Origin of the sequence: Mesorhizobium sp. M7A.F.Ca.US.008.03.1.1, from assembly GCF_003997495.1 — a bacterium.
Classification (GTDB): Bacteria; Pseudomonadota; Alphaproteobacteria; order Rhizobiales; family Rhizobiaceae; genus Mesorhizobium.
Genome location: NZ_RZRU01000018.1, coordinates 119,150 through 138,440, shown reverse-complemented (window position 1 = coordinate 138,440; position 19,291 = coordinate 119,150). Strand labels below are relative to the sequence as shown.

Here is a 19,291-nt window from a genome sequence, read left to right as displayed (position 1 = left end):
GTTCCCTCCCCCTTGTGGGGAGGGTTAGGGTGGGGGTTCTTCTTCGCAAGAATCCTTTTTATGCTTTCTTTCAAAGGCTTTGAACGTCAGGCCATGGCGCGACGCCAAGTCTTCCTCCCCCTTGCGGGAAGGGACTGAGGATGGGGGTACTCTTGGCACCGACCGGAATTGATCCTTCTGTTATCAAACGTGCCAGGGTCCTGCGTCGGAACATGACGGAAGGCGAGCGTAAGCTCTGGTCCGAGTTGAAGGAGTTCCGTCGCCTATACGGTTTACACGCCAGAAAGCAGGCACCCATCGGCCCTTACGTTGCTGACTTTGTTCTGCATGGGAACAACCTCGTTATCGAGGTGGATGGAGAGCATCACTTCACGCCGGAGCAAATGAAGAAGGATCGGATACGCGACGCATGGTTTGGCCGACAGGGCTATCGTGTATTGCGGTTTTCGACCGGAGATCTGGCGAACTCTTTCGATGGTTGCATCGAGGAGATATTGAGAGAAGTTGGAGTCATGTAGGGCCGCCGCTTCGGTCCTGAACCGAACTACCAAGACGCTCGTAAGAAGCGCGAAGAGAACAAGGGAACAAAAAATGACCAAAGTCATCAAGAACGGCACTGTCGTCACCGCCGACCGAAGCTGGAAGGCCGACGTGCTGTTCAGCCACGGCAAGATCGTCGCCATCGGTTCGGACCTGCATGGCGACCACGAGTTCGACGCCACCGGCTGCTATGTGATGCCCGGCGGCATCGACCCGCACACCCATCTCGAAATGCCGTTCATGGGCACCTATTCGGCCGATGATTTCGAATCCGGCACGCGGGCAGCCCTGTCCGGCGGCACCACGATGGTGGTCGATTTCTGCCTGCCGGCGCCACAGCAGTCGCTGCTCGAAGCCTTGCAGATGTGGGACAACAAGACCTCGAAGGCGTCCTGCGACTACTCCTTCCACATGGCGATCACATGGTGGGGCAAGCAGGTGTTCGACGAGATGGCCACCGTCGTGGACAAGGGCATCACCTCGTTCAAGCATTTCATGGCCTACAAGGGCGCGCTGATGGTCGATGACGACGAGATGTACGCGTCGTTCCAGCGCTGCGCCGACCTCGGCGCGCTGCCGCTGGTGCATGCCGAGAATGGCGATGTCGTCGCCGCCCTGTCGCAGAAGCTGCTGGCCGCCGGCAACAACGGCCCCGAGGGCCACGCCTATTCGCGACCACCCGAAGTGGAAGGCGAGGCGACCAACCGCGCCATCATGATCGCCGACATGGCCGGCGTGCCGCTCTATGTCGTGCATGTCTCCTGCGAGCAGAGCCATGAGGCCATCCGCCGGGCGCGGCAGAAGGGCATGCGGGTGTTCGGCGAACCGCTGATCCAGCACCTGACGCTGGACGAAAGCGAGTATTTCGACAAGGACTGGGATCATGCGGCGCGCCGCGTGATGAGCCCGCCCTTCCGCAACAAATTGCACCAGGACTCGCTGTGGGCCGGCCTGCAGGCGGGCTCGCTGCAGGTGGTGGCGACCGACCATTGCGCTTTCACCACCAAGCAGAAGCGCAACGGCGTCGGCGATTTCACCAAGATCCCGAACGGCACCGGCGGTCTCGAAGACCGCATGCCGGTGCTTTGGACGACGGGCGTCAACACCGGCCGGCTGACGATGAACGAATTCGTCGCGGTGACCTCGACCAACATCGCCAAGATCCTCAACATGTATCCGAAAAAGGGCGCCATCGTCGAAGGCGCGGATGCCGACATCGTCGTCTGGGATCCGAAGCGTAAGAAGAAGATCACCTCCAAGAAGCAGCAGTCGGTCATCGACTACAACGTCTTCGAAGGCTTCGAGGTGACCGGCCTGCCGCGCTTCGTGTTCTCGCGCGGCGAACTGTCGATCCAGGAGGCCGAGATCAAGGCCAAGCCCGGTCATGGCGAGTTCGTTGGCCGCGAGCCGAATGCGGCGGTCAACCGGGCGCTGTCGACGTGGAAAGAGATTTCCGCGCCGCGCAAGGTGGAACGCACCGGTATCCCGGCGACCGGGGTTTGAGCTTGGCGCGTTCGGCCGCGCTCATTTCGTTGGTCTTGGCGGCAAGTGTCGCCGGCCCGGCAGCAGCAGGCGGCGTACTGGCCGGCTCCTGGGGCAATGATGTGGGCTGCGTCGGCGTCAAGGCCGGTTATCAGGATAGCGATGCCTAAATCGTGCTGACCGCCGAAGGCATCGAGACCTATGGCAGCGGCTGCCGGTTCGCGCAGCGATTGACGCCGGTGCTGGGTGCGCAATCGCTGACTTCGACCTGTTCCGCAGAAGGCGAGGCCGGAACGACAACCGAAACCGTCGTGGTCACCAACAAGGGAGAGGACGGTTTTTTCGTCACCATTCCGGGTCTTGAAGAGATGGGGCCGCTGCAATCATGTTTGTAACGTTGGAACATCGGGGGTGAGCATGCGTGGTTTTGGTCTGTCTGTCGCGATGGTTCTTGTGCTGGCTGCCGGTCAGGCTTCGGCGGCAGGTATCGATCTGTCGAAACCCTATGGCGACAAATATGGCTGCATCAACCGCAACGGTCAGGAAGTCGCCGCCGATCAGATGCTGCTGTTGACCGACAAGGAATTGATTACCGCCGCCAGCGCCTGCACGTTCACGAAGACGCAAGCGCAGGCTGACGGATCACTCGTGGTGACGGCGACATGTGAGGCGGAAGGCGAAGAGGGACAGGAGCCGACCAAGTTTACCATCAAGCGCAGCGCCAAGAACGCCAAGAAGCTGACGATCGCCGATGAGGACGGCAACGTCATGGGGGAAGTTTCGCGGTGCAAATGACAGCTATCCCCTCGGCGTCAGGCGACCAGCGCGTCCAGTTCCGGCAGCAGGACGACGCTTTCCTGTTCGTTGGGATCGGTGCGGGCAATGACGGCCGAGGACGGGGCGCCGCTCAGATTGGCCGGCAGATGCGGTACGCCGGCGGGAATGTAGAAGAGGTCACCGGCCTTGACGACGATATGATGCTCGAGCCGGTCGCCATACCAGGTGTGGACTTCGCCGGAGAGGACATAGATCGCCGTTTCATGGCTCTCATGCATGTGCGCCTTGGCGCGGGCGCCGGGCGGTAAGGTGAGCAGGTGCATGCAGATGCCGGAGGAGCCGACGGTCTCCGTGGCAATGCCGGCGAAATAGGTCAAACCCTGCTTGCCTTCATAAGTGCTTTCAGGGCGGATAAGATGACAAGTGGGTTTGGGCGACATCGGGGAAACTCCGGGCGTCGATCGAGTGGGACAAGGTCAGTGGGACAGGGCCAAATGGGACAGGGTAAGTGGAAAACAACCTCGCGATAAAAGCAATCGGATTCCAGCCGGCGCCGCAGGGGCGGGAACAGGCAGGCGGCAGCCGATGACAGGGACTTCGCCAGCCGTCGTTGCGGCAAGCAAACTTGGACTGACCTTCCAGACTAATGACGGGCCGGTGCAGGCGCTGTCCAATGTCGATCTGACCATCGGCAAGGGGGAGTTCGTCTCCTTCATCGGGCCTTCGGGCTGCGGCAAGACCACGCTGCTGCGTGTCATCGCCGATCTGGAGAAGCCGACCTCGGGGACGATTTCGGTCAATGGCATGACAGCAGAGCAGGCGCGCGAGAAACGCGCTTACGGCTATGTCTTCCAGGCGGCGGCGCTGTTTCCGTGGCGCACCATCGAGCGTAATGTCGGGCTGCCTTTGGAGATCATGGGCCTGTCCAAGGCGGAGCAGGTGGAGCGGATCAAGCGCACGCTCGACCTCGTCAACCTCTCGGGCTTCGAGAAGAAGTATCCCTGGCAGCTCTCGGGCGGCATGCAGCAGCGCGCCTCGATCGCCCGCGCGCTGGCCTTCGATGCCGACCTGCTGCTGATGGACGAGCCGTTCGGCGCGCTGGACGAGATCGTGCGCGACCACCTCAACGAGCAATTGCTGGAACTGTGGGGGCGTACCAACAAGACCATCTGCTTCGTCACCCATTCCATTCCCGAAGCCGTCTATCTGTCGACGCGCATCGTCGTCATGTCGCCGCGCCCGGGCCGCGTCAGCGACATCATCGAATCGACGCTGCCGAAGCAGCGGCCGCTCGACATCCGCGAGACGCCGGAGTTTCTGGCGATCGCGGCGCGGGTGCGCGATGGGCTGCGGGCGGGGCATAGCTATGATGATTGAGCGGGTGAGGGACGAGGTTCACCCTCTCCCCAAAGGGGAGAGGGTGGCCGGAACGAAGCGGAGGTCGGGTGAGGGGGCGGCCAACCACGCCTTCGTCATCCTAGGGCGGAGCAGGCGCGAAGCGGCCTGCGTAGACCCTAGGATCCATGCCGCGACGTCGGCCAAAGGGCGAAAACGGTTGAGAATACGCACTAAACACAACGAGGCGAAGGGAGCCATGTTCCGCACCGTTGCGAAGCACAGAGGGAATGGCATGGATCCTAGGGTCTGCGCCGCGTCGCTTCGCTCCTTGCTCCGCACTAGGATGACGAAGAACGGGTGTCGCCCTCTCTTGTTCGCGGGAAGAGGGCACCGCTAGATGGACACCTTCCGCGACAAACTCATCCCCGTGACCTCCATCCTGTTGGGCGTGGTCGTGCTCTGGTATGTCTTCGCCGTCATCCTCAACACACCGTTCCAGCGCGATCTCGACCGCCGTGCCAATGAAACCTCCACGTTCAGCGAACTTATCGGCAAGACGCTGTCGCAGCCGAAGCCGACATTGCCGGCGCCGCATCAGGTGGCGGTGAATTTCTTCGAGAACACCTTCCTGCGGCCCATCACGTCCAATCGCAGCCTCGTCTACAATGCCTGGGTGACGCTGTCCTCGACGCTGCTCGGCTTTGCCTTCGGCACCGCGCTCGGCATCATCATCGCTGTCGGCATCGTGCATGTGGCGACGCTCGACCGCAGCCTGATGCCGTGGATCATCGCCTCGCAGACCATTCCTATCCTGGCGGTGGCGCCGATGATCATCGTCGTGCTTGGGGCGATCGGCATCAGCGGCCTGATCCCGAAGGCCATGATCTCGACCTATCTGTCGTTCTTCCCGGTGACTGTCGGCATGGTGAAGGGGCTGCGCTCGCCCGAGATCATGCATCTCGACCTGATGCACACCTACAATGCCAGTCGTTCGCAAACCTTCTGGAGATTGCGCGTGCCTGCTTCGGTGCCGTTCCTGTTCACCTCGATGAAGGTGGCGGTGGCGGCAAGCCTGGTCGGCGCCATCGTTGGTGAATTGCCGACCGGTGCGGTCGCCGGCATCGGCGCCAAGCTTCTCGCCGGCGCCTATTACAGCCAGTCGATCGACATCTGGTCGGCGCTGGTCGCCGGCTCGGTGGTGGCGGCACTGCTGGTCATGGTGGTCGGCATAGCCGGGCGCATCGTCGACCGCGCCATGGGCGGGAGGCCGGCATGAACTGGCTGAAACCCTCCTGGCAGGCGGTGTTGGCGATCGTGCTGTGCCTGATCGCGGTGGCGCTCGGCCCGATCGCCGCGCCGAAAGTCGATGCACTGGCGCAGCCTGCAGGGACGTTGATATACCCCTATGTCGCGACGACCGGGCTGATCTTCGGTGTGCTCCTTCTCGCCGCTTTGATCTCGATGGCCAGAATACCGTCCATCGTCGAAGCCGTTGTGCTTTTCATCGGCGCGCATCTGGTCGCCTGGCTGCTGATTGGAGGCATCACCGGCTTCGAAGGTCTGGCGCGGACGCCGTTCTTCCTGTTGCTCACCGCCGCATGGCTGCTTGGCTGGCGCTGCGTGGCGGTGCTGTCATCGTTGCGTCCCTTCGCCAAATGGGCTCGCACCGCGCTGCGCCTGATCATCCCGGCTATCTTCGGCGCCTGGATCCTGATCATCTGGGAAGCGGTGACGCGGGGCGCGGGCATTCCATTCATCCTGTTGCCGCCGCCAAGCGCCATCGGCGCGCGCATCGCCGGCTCGCTGCCGGTGCTCGGCGCCGATGTCAGGCAGACCATCTTCAAGGCGGTGATCTTCGGCTATGTGGTGGGCAGCGGCGCCGGCTTCATCACCGCCGTGCTCGCAGACCGTGTGCCGTTCCTGCGGCGCGGGCTGTTGCCGATCGGCAATATGGTCTCGGCGCTGCCGATCATCGGCGTCGCCCCGATCATGGTCATGTGGTTCGGCTTCGACTGGCAGTCCAAGGCGGCGGTGGTCATCATCATGACCTTCTTCCCGATGCTGGTGAACACGGTCGCCGGCCTTGCCGCCTCCGGCCATATGGAGCGCGACCTGATGCGCACCTATGCGTCGGGCTACTGGCAGACGCTCTTGAAGCTTCGGCTGCCGGCAGCCGCGCCTTTCATCTTCAACGCGCTGAAGATCAACTCGACGCTGGCGCTGATCGGCGCCATCGTCGCCGAGTTCTTCGGCACGCCCGTCGTCGGCATGGGCTTCCGCATCTCGACCGAGGTCGGGCGGATGAACATCGACATGGTCTGGGCCGAAATCGCAGTTGCAGCACTTGCGGGTTCGGTCTTTTATGGCGTGGTCGCTCTTGTCGAAAGAGCCGTCACGTTTTGGCATCCCTCTGTCCGTGGTGGATAGGGGCGGTGGGTTTAAGGGCACTAACTTCAGAGGGTAAAAAAAATGAAAAGACTGATTATTCCTGTTCTGGCCGGCGCGATGTCGCTCGCCGCGTTCCAGGCAATGGCCGCCGACAAGGTGACGTTGCAGCTGAAATGGGTCACGCAGGCCCAGTTTGCCGGCTACTATGTCGCCAAAGCCAAGGGTTTCTATGACGCCGAGGGTCTCGACGTCGACATCAAGCCGGGCGGTCCCGATATCGCGCCCGAGCAGGTGATCGCCGGCGGCGGCGCCGACGTCATCGTCGACTGGATGGGCGGTGCGCTGGCGGCCCGCGAAAAGGGCGTGCCGCTGGTCAACATCGCCCAGCCGTTCAAGAAAGCCGGCATGGAGCTGGTCTGCCCGAAGGACGGCCCGATCAAGACCGAAGCCGACTTCAAGGGCCACACGCTCGGCGTCTGGTTCTTCGGCAACGAGTATCCGTTCTACGCCTGGATGAACAAGCTCGGCCTGAAGACCGAAGGCGGCCCGGACGGCGTCACCGTTCTCAAGCAGAGCTTCGATGTGCAGCCGCTGATCCAGAAGCAGGCGGACTGCATTTCGGTCATGACCTACAATGAGTACTGGCAGCTGATCGACGCCGGCTACAAGCCGGAACAGCTGACCGTGTTCAACTACTCGGCGATGGGCAACGACCTGCTCGAGGACGGGCTCTATGCGTCGGAAGACAAGCTCAAGGATCCGGCCTTCGAAGACAAGATGGTGCGTTTCGTGCGCGCCTCGATGAAGGGCTGGAAATATGCCATCGACAACAATGACGAAGCCGCAGGCATCGTCATGGACGGCGGCGGCCAGGACGAGAACCACCAGAAGCGCATGATGAGCGAAGTGGCCAAGCTGATCGACAATGCCGACGGCAAGCTTGACCCGGCAACCTACGAGCGCACCGCCAAGGCGCTGCTCGACCAAAAGATCATCACCAAGGAGCCGACCGGCGCCTACACCACCGCCATCACCGACAAGGCGGTCAAGTAAGCCTAGTCGGCAACATATCGATCTAGAGACGGCGCCTCTTGCTAGAGGCGCCGTTCCTTTATGGTGTTCATGACGAAGCTGGTTTCGATCGAGGCGACGCATTTCAGCCGCGCGATCTTTTCCTTGATGAAGCGCTCGTACTGCTCGAGGTTTCCCGTCACCACCTTCAACACGTAGTCGCGCGAACCGGTGACGAGGTGGCATTCCAGCACCTCTTCCCAGCCGCGGATCGCGTCCTCGAACATGACGATCTCGTCTTCGTTCTGGCGGCTGAGCCGGATGGTGGCGATGGCGACCATGCTCCAGCCGAAGGCTGAGGGATCGACCAGCGTGGTGTAGCCCCTGATGACACCGGTCTCCTCCAGCCGCCGCACCCGCCTCAAACAGGGCGACGGCGACAGGCCGATCCGCTCGGCAAGCTCGTTGTTGGTGATGCGGGCGTCGGCCTGCAGTTCGCGCAGGATCTTGCGGTCGAAATCATCGGCTATCTTCTGCTGCATTGTTGGCCACCCTGGGCAATTCATTGCGGGGATGCAGCCATGCGAGCCCGAAAATAGCAAGGACTGCGCGGTGGAGATCGCATAAATTGCCGTGCGACACTCTTTCAAAAGCAGGAAAAGCCATGACCGCGCCACGCCCGTCGAAAACCCATATCGGCAACCACAAGCTCCACCCGGAGACGCTGATGCTGAGCTATGGCTTCGATCCGCAGCTTTCGGAGGGCGCGGTCAAGCCACCGGTGTTCCTGACCTCGACTTTCGTGTTCAAGTCGGCGGAGGAGGGACGCGACTTCTTCGACTACACATCCGGCCGCAAGGAGCCGCCGAGCGGCACGGCGTCCGGCCTGGTCTATTCGCGCTTCAACCATCCCAACAGCGAGATCGTCGAGGACCGGCTGGCGATCTATGAGGGGACGGATGCCTGCATCCTGTTTTCATCGGGCATGTCGGCAATCGCCACGACACTGCTCGCCTATATCAGGCCGGGCGAGGTCGTCCTTCATTCGCAGCCGCTTTACGGCGGCACGGAGACGCTTTTGACGCGCACGCTCTCCGGTTTCGGTATCGGCGCTGTCGGCTTCGCGGACGGCGTCGACGAGACGGCGGTGCGCTCCGCCGCCGACGCGGCGGTCGCGAAGGGCCGCGTGTCGGTCATCCTGATCGAGACGCCGTCAAATCCGACCAACAGCCTGGTCGACATCGCGCTGATGCGCAAGATTGCCGACGAGATCGGCACGCGCCAAGGGTCGGCGCCGATCGTCGTCTGCGACAACACATTGCTCGGGCCGGTGTTCCAGCGGCCCATCGAACATGGCGCCGATGTCTCCGTCTATTCGCTGACCAAATATGTCGGCGGCCATTCCGACCTGATCGCGGGCGCCGCCATGGGCAGCAAGGCGGTCACCAAGCCGATCAAGGCGCTGCGCGGCGCGATCGGCACGCAACTGGACCCTCATTCCTGCTGGATGCTCGGCCGTTCGCTGGAGACGCTGTCGATCCGCATGGAGCGCGCCAACGACAATGCGCGCCTGGTCGCCGAATTCCTGCGCGATCATGCCAAGGTCGAGAAGATGCATTACCTGCCTTTCCTGGGTGAGGATACGCCGGCGGGGCGCGCCTACAGAGCGCAATGCACCGGTGCCGGCTCGACCTTCTCCTTCGATATCAAGGGCGGCGAGAAGGCAGCTTTCGCCTTTCTCAACGGGCTGCAGATCTTCAAGCTGGCGGTGAGCCTGGGCGGAACGGAATCCTTGGCCAGTCACCCCGCAGCCATGACCCATTCGGGCATTCCCGTCGACGTGCGCCAGCGCATCGGCGTGCTGGAGACCACGGTCAGGCTGTCGATCGGTGTCGAACACCCGGACGATCTGATCGCCGACCTGACCCAGGCGCTGGCGAGGGTCTGACCGCCGCCATTCCGCTGAAATTTGGTGGGGCAGGTAATCGGGCTTGCCTGCCATCACATATGCGTGCGCCAAGGATACTTTTGGCTGGCTGACCGTTGTGCTGACGTATCCATGCGCTGGGGAGCCGCAGGGAGTTACATCCAACGGAGGTTTTCTAAAATGCGTATGCATTCCTTTTCGCCGATCGTTTCGGCACTCGCCGTCTCTGCTGCCGTCTTCCTTGCTTCGCCGGCCTTGGCTGACGTGGTGAAGTACAAGGCGACGCTCGATGGCAGCCAGCAAAGCCCGCCCGTGACTACCAAGGGCAAAGGCACCGCCACTTTAACGTTCGACACGACCAAGAAGAAGCTCAGCTGGAACGTCAAATATTCCGGCCTCAGCGGGCCGGCGACAGCTGCGCACATTCACGGCCCGGCGGCGATGGGTGAAAACGCCGGACCGGTCATCCCGTTCAAAAAGCTCAAGAGCCCAATCAAGGGGTCTGAAACGCTGACGGATGCCCAGGCGGCTGATCTGGAGGCAGGCAAATATTACGTCAACGTCCATACCGCCGCCAACAAGGACGGCGAAATTCGTGGGCAGATCGAAAAGGCGAAGTAGGCGCGGACAGAATAGCGATTGCTTCGGAAGTCGGCGGGACAGCCCCCCTCTGTCCTGCCGGACATCTCCCCCTCAAGGGGGGAGATTGGATTTCGCTACTGCCTTCGCCAATTTTCAGCACTGCAAAACAGAGAGCCGGCATTGATGAAGGCCAATCTCCCCCCTTGAGGGGGAGATGCCCGGCAGGGCAGAGGGGGGCGCCGTAGAACTCGGCCTTTACCGTCGGCGCTCAGGCCTTGTCCCGGATCTGGGTCATCGTCTTGGTCGGCGTGATCGCTTCGGGGTCGAGCCGGATTTCGACGATCGCCGGCTTGCCGCTGGCGCGGGCACGTTCGAAGGCGGGAGCGAAATCCGCTGTCTTTTCGACCGTTTCGCCATGGCCGCCATAGGCACGGGCGAGTGCCGCAAAGTCGGGGTTCTTGAGATCGGTGGCGACGACGCGGCCGGGATATTCGCGCTCCTGATGCATGCGGATGGTGCCGTAGATGCCGTTGTTGACGACCACGACGACGATCGGCAGGTCGTATTGCACGGCGGTGGCGAATTCCTGCCCGTTCATCAGGAAGCAGCCGTCGCCGGCGAAAGCAACCACGGTGCGGTCCGGAAACAGCTCTTTGGCGGCGACCGCAGCAGGCGTGCCATAGCCCATCGAGCCTGAGGTCGGCGCACCTTGAGTGGCGAAGCGGCGGAAGCGGTGGAAGCGATGCACCCAGGTGGCGTAATTGCCGGCGCCGTTGGTGAGGATGGCGTCGTCGGGCAACATCTTTTCGAGGTAGTTCATGATCGGGCCCATCTGGACCGAGCCGGGGCCGCCTTCCGGTGGTGTCGACCAGTCGAGATAGGCGGCATGCAGTTTTGGCGTCTCGGCTGCCCAGGTCGGCTCCGCGGCCGGTTTGCGCTTGGCGAAAGCGTCGATGAAGGCGGAAGGCGAGGCGTTGATCGCCAGTGTCGGCCGGTAGACGCGGCCGAGCTCACCAGCGTCGGCATGGACATGGACCAGTGTCTGGTCGGGGTAGGGGCTTTTCAGCAGCGTGTAGTCGGACGAGGGCATTTCGCCCATGCGGCCGCCGATCAGCAGCACGAGATCGGCCTGCTTGATCGCTGTGGCCAGCTTCGGGTTGATGCCGATGCCGACATCGCCGGCATAGTTCGGATGCAGATGATCGAACAGCATCTGGCGGCGGAAGGAACAGCCGACCGGCAGCGACCAGGCCTCGGCGATCGCGCGCATCTGTGCCACGGCATCGGCGTCCCAGCGCGTGCCGCCGAGGATGACGAACGGCCGCTTGGCCTTAGCCAGCAGCTTTTCCAGCGCATCGAGCTCCGCTTCGCCCGGCCGTGTCTCAACCGGCGTGTGCGGCAAGGCGATGGGCGCTTCGACGATACTGGTCAGCATGTCTTCGGGCAGCGAGATCACCACGGGGCCGGGACGGCCCGATGTCGCCACCGCGAAGGCGCGGGTGACGAATTCGGGGATGCGCGAGGCGTCGTCGATCTCGACCACCCATTTGGCGATGTCGCCGAAGAACCTCTTATAGTCCACCTCCTGGAAGGCCTCGCGCTCCTTGGCGTGGCTGGCGACCTGGCCGATGAACAGGATGACGGGTATCGAATCCTGCATGGCGATGTGGATGCCGGCCGAGGCGTTGGTGGCGCCGGGGCCGCGGGTGACGAAGCAGATGCCGGGCTTGCCGGTCAGGCGGCCGTGGCAATCGGCCATCATGGCGGCACCGCCTTCCTGGCGGCAGACGATGGTGCGGATCGCTGAATCGTGCAGCGCGTCGAGCACCGCCAGATAGGATTCACCCGGCACGCAATAGATGCGGTCGGTGCCATTGGCTTCGAGCGCGTCGACGATCAGTTGTCCGCCGGTCTTCATTGTCCAGACTTCTCCAGTTCGGCAAGGATTTCTTGCGTGTGCTCGCCCAGGCGTGGCGAGGGGCGCTCATAGACCAGCGGCGTGCCGGACATCACCATCGGCGCACGCACCGAAGGCAGAAGATTGCCATGGCCGTCGTCCAGGTCGAGCCGCATGCCGCGCGCGATGGTCTGCGGATCGGCAAACATCTGGCCGATCGTGTTAATCGGGCTCGCCGGCACGCTGGCCGCTTCCAGCTTGGCCAGCAGCGGGTCGCGATCGAAAACCTTCAGCGCCTCGATCATGTGTTCGCGCAACTTGACCCGGTTGGCGACCCGGGCGGGATTGGTGGCGAAGTCGGGATTGGCAGGCAAATCGTCCAGCCCGACGGCAACGCAGAATTTCGCGAACTGGCCGTCATTGCCGACCGCGAGGATGATGTGCCCGTCCCGGACCGGCACTACCTCGTAGGGGGCGATGTTCATATGCGCATTGCCCATCTGCACCGGCGACTTGCCGGAGACGAGATAGTTGAGGTTCTGGTTGCCGAGCGCCGAGATCTGGGTGTCGAAGAGCGCCATGTCGACATGCTGGCCGTCGCCGGTCTGTTCGGCGTGGCGCAGGGCTGCCTGGATGGCGATGACCGAATAGAGGCCGGTGAAGATGTCGGAGATGGCAACGCCGGCCTTTTGCGGCTCGCGGCCGACCTCGCCGGTGATCGACATCATGCCGGCCATGGCCTGGATGATGAAGTCGTAGCCGGCGCGTGGTGCGTATGGCCCGTCCTGGCCGAAGCCGGTGATCGAGCAATAGACGAGGCGCGAGTTGATCTGGCGAAGGCTGTTGTAGTCGAGCCCGTATTTCTTCAGGCCCCCGAGCTTGAAGTTCTCGATCAGCACGTCCGAAGTCGCCACCAGCCGACGCACGGTCTCCGCGCCTTCCGGCGTCGAGAAATCAATGGCGATGGAGCGCTTGCCGCGGTTGCAGGAATGGTAATAGGCGGCCGACAGGTTCTCGCCGTCCTTGCCCATGACGAAGGGCGGACCCCATTTGCGGGTGTCGTCGCCACCATCCGGGCTTTCGACCTTGATGACATCGGCTCCGAGATCGGCAAGCAACTGCCCGGCCCATGGCCCGGCAAGGATGCGGGCGAGTTCGACGACGCGGACGCCTTTCAGCGGGGGCTCAGCCATGGATCACCGTGGTTGCCGCAATCACTGCGATTGCTGCGAAAGCAGAGCCTCTATCAAGCCCTGCAACGGCTGTCACGGCTCTTGCAGTGGGCCAATCCGTCACGCTTTGAGGACTTCGTCGGCCCAGGTGGCGAAATCATCCATGATGATGTCGCGATTCACCTCGTTCAGGCTTTCATGTCGGGTGTCGGCGTAAACCTTTGAAACCAGATTCGAAAAGCCCATCTTGCGCATGCGATTGGCAAGATGGGTGATCCCTTTGCCATAGTCGGAAGCCGGATCCCTTTCGCCGCCGACGATGCTGACGGGCAGGTCGCGCCGGACGCCGGCAAAGCCGGCATCCTTGCCGCCATTCAGCGCCATGCCGACAACGTCGCGCCACATCGATACCGAGGCATCCCAGCCGCAGAGCGGATCGGCGATGTATTTCGCCACTTCCGTTTCGTCGCGTGACAGCCAGTCGAACAATGTGCGGTGATTGGGCACCGCCTTGCCCCAGGCCTGGAAGGTGAGTTTCGGCAGCAGACGCGATGGCACGTCGGAGCCGAGCCGCATCCGTTCCCAGGCAAGGATGCCCAGCGCAACCTGCCCAAGCAGGCCTTGCGAGAAATTACCGTTCCAGATCGCGGCCGCACGGACGCGTGGCGAGTGGCTTAACAGGTAGTTCAGCGCCACCGACGCACCCATAGAATGGCCAAACAGGATGACCGGTCTGTTTGGCTGTTCGCGGGCGATGAGATCATGGATGGCGCCGATGTCGGCGATGACCTTGGCCGGGCCATTCCTTTCGGCGAACCTGCCGAGCGGCGCGTCCGGCGCCCTGGTAGCGCCATGGCCGCGATGGTCGTGGACATAGACATGGAAGCCGCGGGAGCCAAGAAAATCGGCAAAGCGGGCATAGCGCGCTGCGTGCTCGGCCAAGCCATGATTGATCTGGACGACGGCGCGTGCCCGGCCATCGGCCTGCCTGACGAAAAGATTGAGCTCGGCACCGGTCGGCGAGGAAACCACGCGCTGCTGGCTGAATGACATGCCGCCTGGTCCCGCCCTTGCTTTTGTCGTCGTTGGCTTTGTTTGCGCCGGCCCATATTATGCGTCAATCCTGCAAACCCGCTTTTCGCGACGATGTTTCTTGCGTTTGGCCAGCAAAATATCGCAATTCTGACATGGAGACAGCTTCAGTGTGTCGCCCACTTGTCCAGCCGGGGATTTTCCATGCGCATTGCTGTCGTTTTCGGATTGGCCGTGCTGGCCGCGTCGCTGGCCGGTGCCGCACGTGCCGACGTCAAGATGAGCGGCTCCTTTGTGGCCGACGCTGCCTGTCCGGCGACGCAAGCGATCAAGAACGGCAAGAACCCCGGCAATGTCTCGACCGATGCCGGGCAGAGCTATCAGCTGCTTGCCGGCAACAAGGATGCGCCGACGCATTACCTCATCCTGGTGCCGGGCGCCGATCCGGAGCGCCGCTGGGTGAAGGTCAGCTGCGGCCACGTTTCCGGCAGCAGCGCGGCGACCGTGCCGGCCGCCCCTGACGGGCAAGGCAAGCCGGCGGTATCGGGGAAACCCGAATACGTCTTCGCGCTGAGCTGGCAGCCGGCCTTCTGCGAGACAAAGTCGAACAAGACCGAATGCAGGGCGCAGAGTGCTGGTGATTTCGACGCCACGCATTTCACCTTGCACGGGCTGTGGCCGCAGCCGAACGGCAATTTTTATTGCCAGGCGACAGCGAGCGACAAGGCCAACGACAATCCGGCCCACTGGAAAGACCTGCCGCCGGTCAATCTTGACGCCAACACCCGCACGGAGCTCGATCAGGTGATGCCTGGAACGGCCTCCCACCTCGAGCGGCATGAATGGATCAAGCACGGCACCTGCTACGGCAAGAGCCAGCAGGACTATTTCTCCGACGCGCTCAATTTGATGCGCGCGGTGAACAGCTCGCCGGTGCGCGATCTCTTCGCCAAGAACATCGGCGGCAAGCTGACGGCCGACCAGATTCGCGGCGCCTTCGACACTACCTTCGGGGCGGGAGCAGGGGACCGCGTGCGCGTTTCCTGCGTCATCGATCCGTCGAGCGGCAGGCGGCTGATCGGCGAACTGACGCTCGGCCTCGCCGGTCCAATCGGTCCCAACAGCGCGCTCAAGGATCTGCTGCTGGCTTCGGTGCCGACCAACAAGGCCGGCTGCCCGACAGGCAATGTCGACGCGATCGGCTTCCAGTAACACTCAACAGAGACACCGGACTGTCGCGTTGCCACGCCCTGGTGCTATGCTGCGAGCGCATCATTCGGGCGGGGGTCGTAATGGATGGCATGACGAGCAGCGCACTGGCGCGGCTGGCTTTCTGGGCCAAGGGCATGGTTTTGATCAACGATGCCCGCATGGAATGGCCGGGCTTTTCCTATACCGACGCCGAGTGGGTACGTATGCGAACGCTGTCCGAACCGATCGGCCTCGGCACCTACCAGCTGTTCACGATCGTCAATGCGGTGATCTTCATGATCATCGCGGCGATCGGTATTTTCGGTGTCTTCCTGCCGCTGGCGACGTTGCTCTTTCCCGTGCCGGCGGAGACGAGCGCGTTGAAATTCTCCTTGCTACTGGCGGCTTGCGCTTTCCTGATCATCGGGCTCGGCCTGCCGATCTCGATGCGCCTTTCGGCCATGCTGGTGGGCGGCAAGACGATGCGAGCAGCACTTGTTCCCGCGCCCGGCGACGAGGCGTTGGCGGCAAAAGTCTCGTGGCAGATCAACCGCATCATGCTGATCCTATGCGGCCTGCTGGTGCCGGGTATCCTGCTGTTCATTGCCTACGATATCGAGGCCGGGCCGATCATCACGGCGCTGAAATGGCTGGCTATCGCGCTGATGGCGGTTTCGACCGTCACCGGTCTTCGGCGGCGGAGGAAGTCGTAACCAACTAAATCTGTGCGGATTTGGTCCACGCAGCGGCCGTGTCGGCTTCGTGGCCGCCCGGCTCTCCGACGACGCGATCACGGCCGGTCGACTTGGCCTTGTAGAGACGCTGGTCGGCAAGCGCGAACAGGTCGGCAAGGCAGCGCGTCGTTTCGCTGACGCTGGAAACACCGGCGCTGACGGTCAGCTCGAACCGGCTGGTGGCGGCCGAGCCCTTGACCGCGTGGCGAATGCTTTCGCCGAACAGCCTGGCGACCGAGTGCGGACGAGAACTGAGGATGGCGAATTCCTCGCCGCCGATGCGGAACACCTGGTCCTCGGCGCTTGCCGCCTCGCCAAGCAGGGCAGCGACCGCCTTCAGCACCTTGTCGCCTTCGGCATGGCCGAAACGGTCGTTGATCGATTTGAAATGGTCGACATCAATGATCAGCAGGCTGAGCGGCCTTGCGGTGCGCAGGCTGACCTGGACGGCGGCTTCACCATCGGCGTCGAAGCGCCCGCGATGCAGCAGGCCTGTCAGCCCGTCGCGGCCGACATGTTCGACCAGCGCTTCGTAGCGTTCGCGATAGGTCAGCGTATCGAAGATGTCGGTCAGCCCGCGCGGCGCCGTGATCTGGCGTTCCTCGAACCATTTGAGATAGGCGACAAGCATGGTGCTGAAGATCAGCGCTGCCGCCATCTTGGCAAACCAGCCGCCGAAAAAGACGGCTATCGGCGCACCGGCGACGAAATGCAACGCGGTGAAGAACCCGGCCTGATCGAAGGTGAGTACGCAAGCCACGGAAATCAGGATGCGCGGGAACGGTGCCTTGCGCAGGGTGCGCCCGAGCTTCTCATAGAGCAGGATGATCAGGATGGCATCGACGAACAGCAGCGTCGTGCCCCAAACCATCAGCCAGCCCATCTCGTCGATGAAACTCATGTCGGGCAGCCTGCCGTCGGGAAGCGGGGCGACGGCGTGCAGGCGGAGCAGCAGCACCAGCCCGATCATCAGCGCATTGCCGAGCAGCAGGCCGTAGATCGGCTGACGCACCGTGGCGGCGTCCTCCTTCATGTAGAGCAGCAACAGCATGACCAGCTTCCCGGAAAACAGCACCGCCGAGCCCGGCGAGACCATGCCGAACGGCAAGGCGACGTAAAAAACGCTGGCGAGATAGGTCTCGAGGAAGTGCATGACGCCGAGCGCGCAGACGAAGACGCCGAGGCCGATACGCCGTCTGAAGCGAAAAAGCGTCACCATGACGCTGAAGTAGACGACCGCTTCGGCAAGGAGCAGGAAACTGTTCAGCAATCCCGTCGATCCGATCTCTTTCTCGAAATCGCGAATAGCGAGCGATTCCACTCCGATCCTGTTTTGACGCCGAAGAGTTAACCGGAGATTTCAGCACGCCCCTGGCCGGTGAAAAACTTCGGCGATTGGCGGACACTTCCGCGTGTGACCGGCCAGATGCGGCAAAAGCGATTGCCGTTCGCCGCCGCATCGCCTACATAGCGGCCAACCTCCACTCAATTCGACAGATCCAGTCAGTTTTCTGGGCTAGTCAGTTTTTTCAGGGAAAGCGCGCGTGGCACGCCAGTTCATCTATCACATGGCCGGCCTCAACAAGGCCTATGGCACCAAGAAGGTGCTCGAAAATGTCCATCTCTCCTTCTACCCCGACGCCAAGATCGGCATCCTCGGCCCCAACGGTTCGGGCAAGTCGACGATCCTCAAGATCATGGCCGGGCTCGACAAGGAGTGGAACGGCGAGGCGTGGCTGGCCGAAGGCGCCACTGTCGGCTACCTGGCGCAGGAGCCGGCGCTCGATCCGGACAAGACCGTGTTCGAAAACATCATGGAAGGCGTCGCTGCCAAGACCGCCGTCATCGAACGCTACAACGAATTGATGATGAACTACTCCGACGAGACGGCCGACGAGTCGGCCAAGCTCCAGGACGAGATGGACCGGCTCAACCTTTGGGATCTCGAACAGCAGGTCGAGATGGCGATGGAAGCGCTGGGCTGCCCGCCCAAGGATTCGGAAGTCACCAAGCTTTCGGGCGGCGAGCGCCGGCGCGTCGCACTTTGCCAGCTTCTGCTGCGCCAGCCCGACCTTCTGCTGCTCGACGAACCGACCAACCATCTCGACGCCGAAACCACGGCATGGCTGGAAAAGCATCTGCGTGCCTATCCGGGTGCCGTGATGATCATCACCCACGATCGCTACTTCCTCGACAATGTCACCGGCTGGATTCTCGAACTCGACCGCGGCCGCGGCATTCCCTATGAGGGCAACTACACCAAATATCTCGAAGCCAAGGCCAAGCGGCTCAAGCAGGAAGGCCGCGAGGACGATGCCCGCCAGCGCGCCATCGGCCGCGAGCGCGAATGGATCCAGTCGAGCCCCAAGGCCCGCCAGACCAAATCCAAGGCGCGTATCCAGGCGTTCCAGGACCTTCTGGATGCAGCCGACAAGCGGCGTCCGAGCGATACGCAGATCGTCATTCCGCATGGCGAGCGGCTCGGCAATGTGGTGATCGAGGCGGAAGGCCTGTCGAAGGGCTTTGGCGACACGCTTTTGATCGACGGCCTGGAATTCAAGCTGCCGCCCGGCGGTATCGTCGGCGTCATCGGTCCGAACGGCGCCGGCAAGACGACGCTGTTCCGCATGATCACCGGCCAGGAAACGCCGGATGCGGGCTCTGTGCGCGTCGGTGAAACGGTGAAGCTCGGCTATGTCGACCAGAGCCGCGATGCGCTCGATCCGTCAAAGACGGTGTGGGAAGAAATTTCCGGCGGCGCCGAAGTGGTCAAGCTCGGCAAGTTCGAAGCCAACACGCGTGCCTATTGCGCCTCGTTCAACTTCCGTGGCGGCGACCAGCAGCAGAAGGTCGGCAACCTCTCCGGTGGCCAGCGCAACCGCGTGCATCTGGCCAAGATGCTGAAGACCGGCGGCAATGTGCTGCTGCTCGACGAACCGACCAACGATCTCGATACGGAAACGCTTGCCGCACTCGAAGACGCGCTGGAAAACTTCGGCGGCTGCGCTGTCATCATCTCGCACGATCGCATGTTCCTCGATCGCCTGGCGACGCACATCCTCGCCTTCGAGGGCGACAGCCATGTCGAATGGTTCGAGGGCAATTTCGAGGATTACGAGCAGGACAAGATCCGCCGCCTCGGCCCCGATGCCGTCAACCCGCATCGCATGACCTACAAGAGGCTGACGCGGTAAGGGCAGGGTCCGTTGCGGGTGATCGT

The 19,291-nt window shown here is 62.6% G+C and carries 20 protein-coding genes; 14 read left to right on the top strand and 6 right to left on the bottom strand.

Translation table 11 applies throughout. The features are described from left to right. Nucleotides 1-152: 152 nt before the first annotated feature. The 5 genes from EOA16_RS23375 (at nucleotide 153) to EOA16_RS23360 (ending at nucleotide 2,817) form a co-directional block, all read left to right on the top strand. Nucleotides 153-518 (top strand): endonuclease domain-containing protein, encoded by a 366-nt coding sequence (locus tag EOA16_RS23375; protein WP_127260353.1) that lies wholly within the window; start codon nucleotides 153-155, stop codon nucleotides 516-518. Nucleotides 519-591: 73 nt separating this feature from the next. After that, nucleotides 592-2,043: a dihydropyrimidinase gene (gene hydA / locus EOA16_RS23370; protein ID WP_127260352.1), complete on the top strand. Its 1,452-nt coding sequence runs from the start codon at nucleotides 592-594 to the stop codon at nucleotides 2,041-2,043. 2 nt (nucleotides 2,044-2,045) lie between these two features. Continuing rightward, the gene (locus tag EOA16_RS33310; protein ID WP_245456006.1) at nucleotides 2,046-2,192 is read left to right on the top strand and encodes a hypothetical protein; all 147 of its coding nucleotides are present in this window, start codon (nucleotides 2,046-2,048) and stop codon (nucleotides 2,190-2,192) included. A gap of 3 nt (nucleotides 2,193-2,195) precedes the next feature. Then, nucleotides 2,196-2,417, top strand: coding sequence for a hypothetical protein (locus EOA16_RS33305; protein WP_245456005.1), 222 nt, complete (start codon nucleotides 2,196-2,198; stop codon nucleotides 2,415-2,417). 22 nt (nucleotides 2,418-2,439) lie between these two features. Beyond that, on the top strand, nucleotides 2,440-2,817 hold the full coding sequence (locus EOA16_RS23360) for a hypothetical protein (RefSeq protein ID WP_127260351.1): 378 nt from the start codon (nucleotides 2,440-2,442) through the stop codon (nucleotides 2,815-2,817). A 17-nt stretch (nucleotides 2,818-2,834) separates the two neighbouring features. Here EOA16_RS23360 and EOA16_RS23355 read toward each other — a convergent pair whose 3' ends face one another. Then, nucleotides 2,835-3,239: a cupin domain-containing protein gene (locus EOA16_RS23355; protein ID WP_109668350.1), complete on the bottom strand. Its 405-nt coding sequence runs from the start codon at nucleotides 3,237-3,239 to the stop codon at nucleotides 2,835-2,837. Nucleotides 3,240-3,384: 145 nt separating this feature from the next. On the opposite strand from EOA16_RS23355, the gene EOA16_RS23350 reads away from it, so the two are divergent. The 4 genes from EOA16_RS23350 to EOA16_RS23330 all read left to right on the top strand — a co-directional run bounded on the left by EOA16_RS23350 (nucleotide 3,385) and on the right by EOA16_RS23330 (nucleotide 7,578). After that, nucleotides 3,385-4,176 (top strand): ABC transporter ATP-binding protein, encoded by a 792-nt coding sequence (locus EOA16_RS23350; protein WP_127260350.1) that lies wholly within the window; start codon nucleotides 3,385-3,387, stop codon nucleotides 4,174-4,176. Nucleotides 4,177-4,534: 358 nt separating this feature from the next. Further along, complete coding sequence (locus tag EOA16_RS23340; protein WP_127260349.1) at nucleotides 4,535-5,413, top strand: ABC transporter permease; 879 nt, start codon at nucleotides 4,535-4,537, stop codon at nucleotides 5,411-5,413. After that, entirely contained in the window at nucleotides 5,410-6,564 is a 1,155-nt protein-coding gene (locus EOA16_RS23335; RefSeq protein WP_127260348.1) for an ABC transporter permease, read from the top strand. Before EOA16_RS23340 ends, EOA16_RS23335 begins: the two co-directional genes overlap by 4 nt. A 42-nt stretch (nucleotides 6,565-6,606) precedes the next feature. Then, the gene (locus EOA16_RS23330) at nucleotides 6,607-7,578 is read left to right on the top strand and encodes an ABC transporter substrate-binding protein (protein ID WP_127260347.1); all 972 of its coding nucleotides are present in this window, start codon (nucleotides 6,607-6,609) and stop codon (nucleotides 7,576-7,578) included. 41 nt (nucleotides 7,579-7,619) lie between these two features. Here EOA16_RS23330 and EOA16_RS23325 read toward each other — a convergent pair whose 3' ends face one another. Continuing rightward, the gene (locus EOA16_RS23325) at nucleotides 7,620-8,078 is read right to left on the bottom strand and encodes an Lrp/AsnC family transcriptional regulator (RefSeq protein ID WP_127260346.1); all 459 of its coding nucleotides are present in this window, start codon (nucleotides 8,076-8,078) and stop codon (nucleotides 7,620-7,622) included. Nucleotides 8,079-8,200: 122 nt separating this feature from the next. On the opposite strand from EOA16_RS23325, the gene EOA16_RS23320 reads away from it, so the two are divergent. Beyond that, nucleotides 8,201-9,484, top strand: coding sequence for a cystathionine gamma-synthase family protein (locus EOA16_RS23320; RefSeq protein ID WP_127260345.1), 1,284 nt, complete (start codon nucleotides 8,201-8,203; stop codon nucleotides 9,482-9,484). Nucleotides 9,485-9,643: 159 nt separating this feature from the next. Next, nucleotides 9,644-10,084, top strand: a complete 441-nt coding sequence (locus tag EOA16_RS23315; RefSeq protein ID WP_127260356.1) for a CHRD domain-containing protein — start codon at nucleotides 9,644-9,646, stop codon at nucleotides 10,082-10,084. A gap of 229 nt (nucleotides 10,085-10,313) precedes the next feature. Here EOA16_RS23315 and EOA16_RS23310 read toward each other — a convergent pair whose 3' ends face one another. The 3 genes from EOA16_RS23310 to EOA16_RS23300 all read right to left on the bottom strand — a co-directional run bounded on the left by EOA16_RS23310 (nucleotide 10,314) and on the right by EOA16_RS23300 (nucleotide 14,167). Then, complete coding sequence (locus EOA16_RS23310; RefSeq protein WP_127260344.1) at nucleotides 10,314-11,963, bottom strand: thiamine pyrophosphate-binding protein; 1,650 nt, start codon at nucleotides 11,961-11,963, stop codon at nucleotides 10,314-10,316. Next, nucleotides 11,960-13,135 carry a CaiB/BaiF CoA-transferase family protein gene (locus tag EOA16_RS23305; RefSeq protein ID WP_127260343.1) on the bottom strand — a complete coding sequence of 392 codons (1,176 nt, stop codon included), beginning with the start codon at nucleotides 13,133-13,135 and terminating at the stop codon, nucleotides 11,960-11,962. Before EOA16_RS23305 ends, EOA16_RS23310 begins: the two co-directional genes overlap by 4 nt. A 99-nt stretch (nucleotides 13,136-13,234) precedes the next feature. Beyond that, nucleotides 13,235-14,167 carry an alpha/beta hydrolase gene (locus EOA16_RS23300; RefSeq protein ID WP_127260342.1) on the bottom strand — a complete coding sequence of 311 codons (933 nt, stop codon included), beginning with the start codon at nucleotides 14,165-14,167 and terminating at the stop codon, nucleotides 13,235-13,237. A gap of 183 nt (nucleotides 14,168-14,350) precedes the next feature. On the opposite strand from EOA16_RS23300, the gene EOA16_RS23295 reads away from it, so the two are divergent. Further along, nucleotides 14,351-15,358 (top strand): ribonuclease, encoded by a 1,008-nt coding sequence (locus tag EOA16_RS23295; RefSeq protein ID WP_127260341.1) that lies wholly within the window; start codon nucleotides 14,351-14,353, stop codon nucleotides 15,356-15,358. 89 nt (nucleotides 15,359-15,447) lie between these two features. Then, complete coding sequence (locus EOA16_RS23290; protein WP_127260340.1) at nucleotides 15,448-16,050, top strand: hypothetical protein; 603 nt, start codon at nucleotides 15,448-15,450, stop codon at nucleotides 16,048-16,050. Between the two features lie 4 nt (nucleotides 16,051-16,054). Here EOA16_RS23290 and EOA16_RS23285 read toward each other — a convergent pair whose 3' ends face one another. Continuing rightward, nucleotides 16,055-17,341: a GGDEF domain-containing protein gene (locus tag EOA16_RS23285; protein WP_127260355.1), complete on the bottom strand. Its 1,287-nt coding sequence runs from the start codon at nucleotides 17,339-17,341 to the stop codon at nucleotides 16,055-16,057. Nucleotides 17,342-17,615: 274 nt separating this feature from the next. On the opposite strand from EOA16_RS23285, the gene ettA reads away from it, so the two are divergent. Next, the gene (ettA, locus tag EOA16_RS23280; protein ID WP_127260339.1) at nucleotides 17,616-19,265 is read left to right on the top strand and encodes an energy-dependent translational throttle protein EttA; all 1,650 of its coding nucleotides are present in this window, start codon (nucleotides 17,616-17,618) and stop codon (nucleotides 19,263-19,265) included. The last annotated feature ends 26 nt before the right edge of the window (nucleotides 19,266-19,291 follow it).

Bases quoted from the DNA above. Each gene is read 5' to 3' on its own strand.
- hydA (WP_127260352.1), top strand. From the start codon at position 592: ATGACCAAAGTCATCAAGAACGGCACTGTCGTCACCGCCGACCGAAGC.
- EOA16_RS23360 (WP_127260351.1), top strand. From the start codon at position 2,440: ATGCGTGGTTTTGGTCTGTCTGTCGCGATGGTTCTTGTGCTGGCTGCC.
- EOA16_RS23355 (WP_109668350.1), bottom strand. From the start codon at position 3,239: ATGTCGCCCAAACCCACTTGTCATCTTATCCGCCCTGAAAGCACTTAT.
- EOA16_RS23350 (WP_127260350.1), top strand. From the start codon at position 3,385: ATGACAGGGACTTCGCCAGCCGTCGTTGCGGCAAGCAAACTTGGACTG.
- EOA16_RS23340 (WP_127260349.1), top strand. From the start codon at position 4,535: ATGGACACCTTCCGCGACAAACTCATCCCCGTGACCTCCATCCTGTTG.
- EOA16_RS23335 (WP_127260348.1), top strand. From the start codon at position 5,410: ATGAACTGGCTGAAACCCTCCTGGCAGGCGGTGTTGGCGATCGTGCTG.
- EOA16_RS23330 (WP_127260347.1), top strand. From the start codon at position 6,607: ATGAAAAGACTGATTATTCCTGTTCTGGCCGGCGCGATGTCGCTCGCC.
- EOA16_RS23325 (WP_127260346.1), bottom strand. From the start codon at position 8,078: ATGCAGCAGAAGATAGCCGATGATTTCGACCGCAAGATCCTGCGCGAA.
- EOA16_RS23320 (WP_127260345.1), top strand. From the start codon at position 8,201: ATGACCGCGCCACGCCCGTCGAAAACCCATATCGGCAACCACAAGCTC.
- EOA16_RS23315 (WP_127260356.1), top strand. From the start codon at position 9,644: ATGCGTATGCATTCCTTTTCGCCGATCGTTTCGGCACTCGCCGTCTCT.
- EOA16_RS23310 (WP_127260344.1), bottom strand. From the start codon at position 11,963: ATGAAGACCGGCGGACAACTGATCGTCGACGCGCTCGAAGCCAATGGC.
- EOA16_RS23305 (WP_127260343.1), bottom strand. From the start codon at position 13,135: ATGGCTGAGCCCCCGCTGAAAGGCGTCCGCGTCGTCGAACTCGCCCGC.
- EOA16_RS23300 (WP_127260342.1), bottom strand. From the start codon at position 14,167: ATGTCATTCAGCCAGCAGCGCGTGGTTTCCTCGCCGACCGGTGCCGAG.
- EOA16_RS23295 (WP_127260341.1), top strand. From the start codon at position 14,351: ATGCGCATTGCTGTCGTTTTCGGATTGGCCGTGCTGGCCGCGTCGCTG.
- EOA16_RS23290 (WP_127260340.1), top strand. From the start codon at position 15,448: ATGACGAGCAGCGCACTGGCGCGGCTGGCTTTCTGGGCCAAGGGCATG.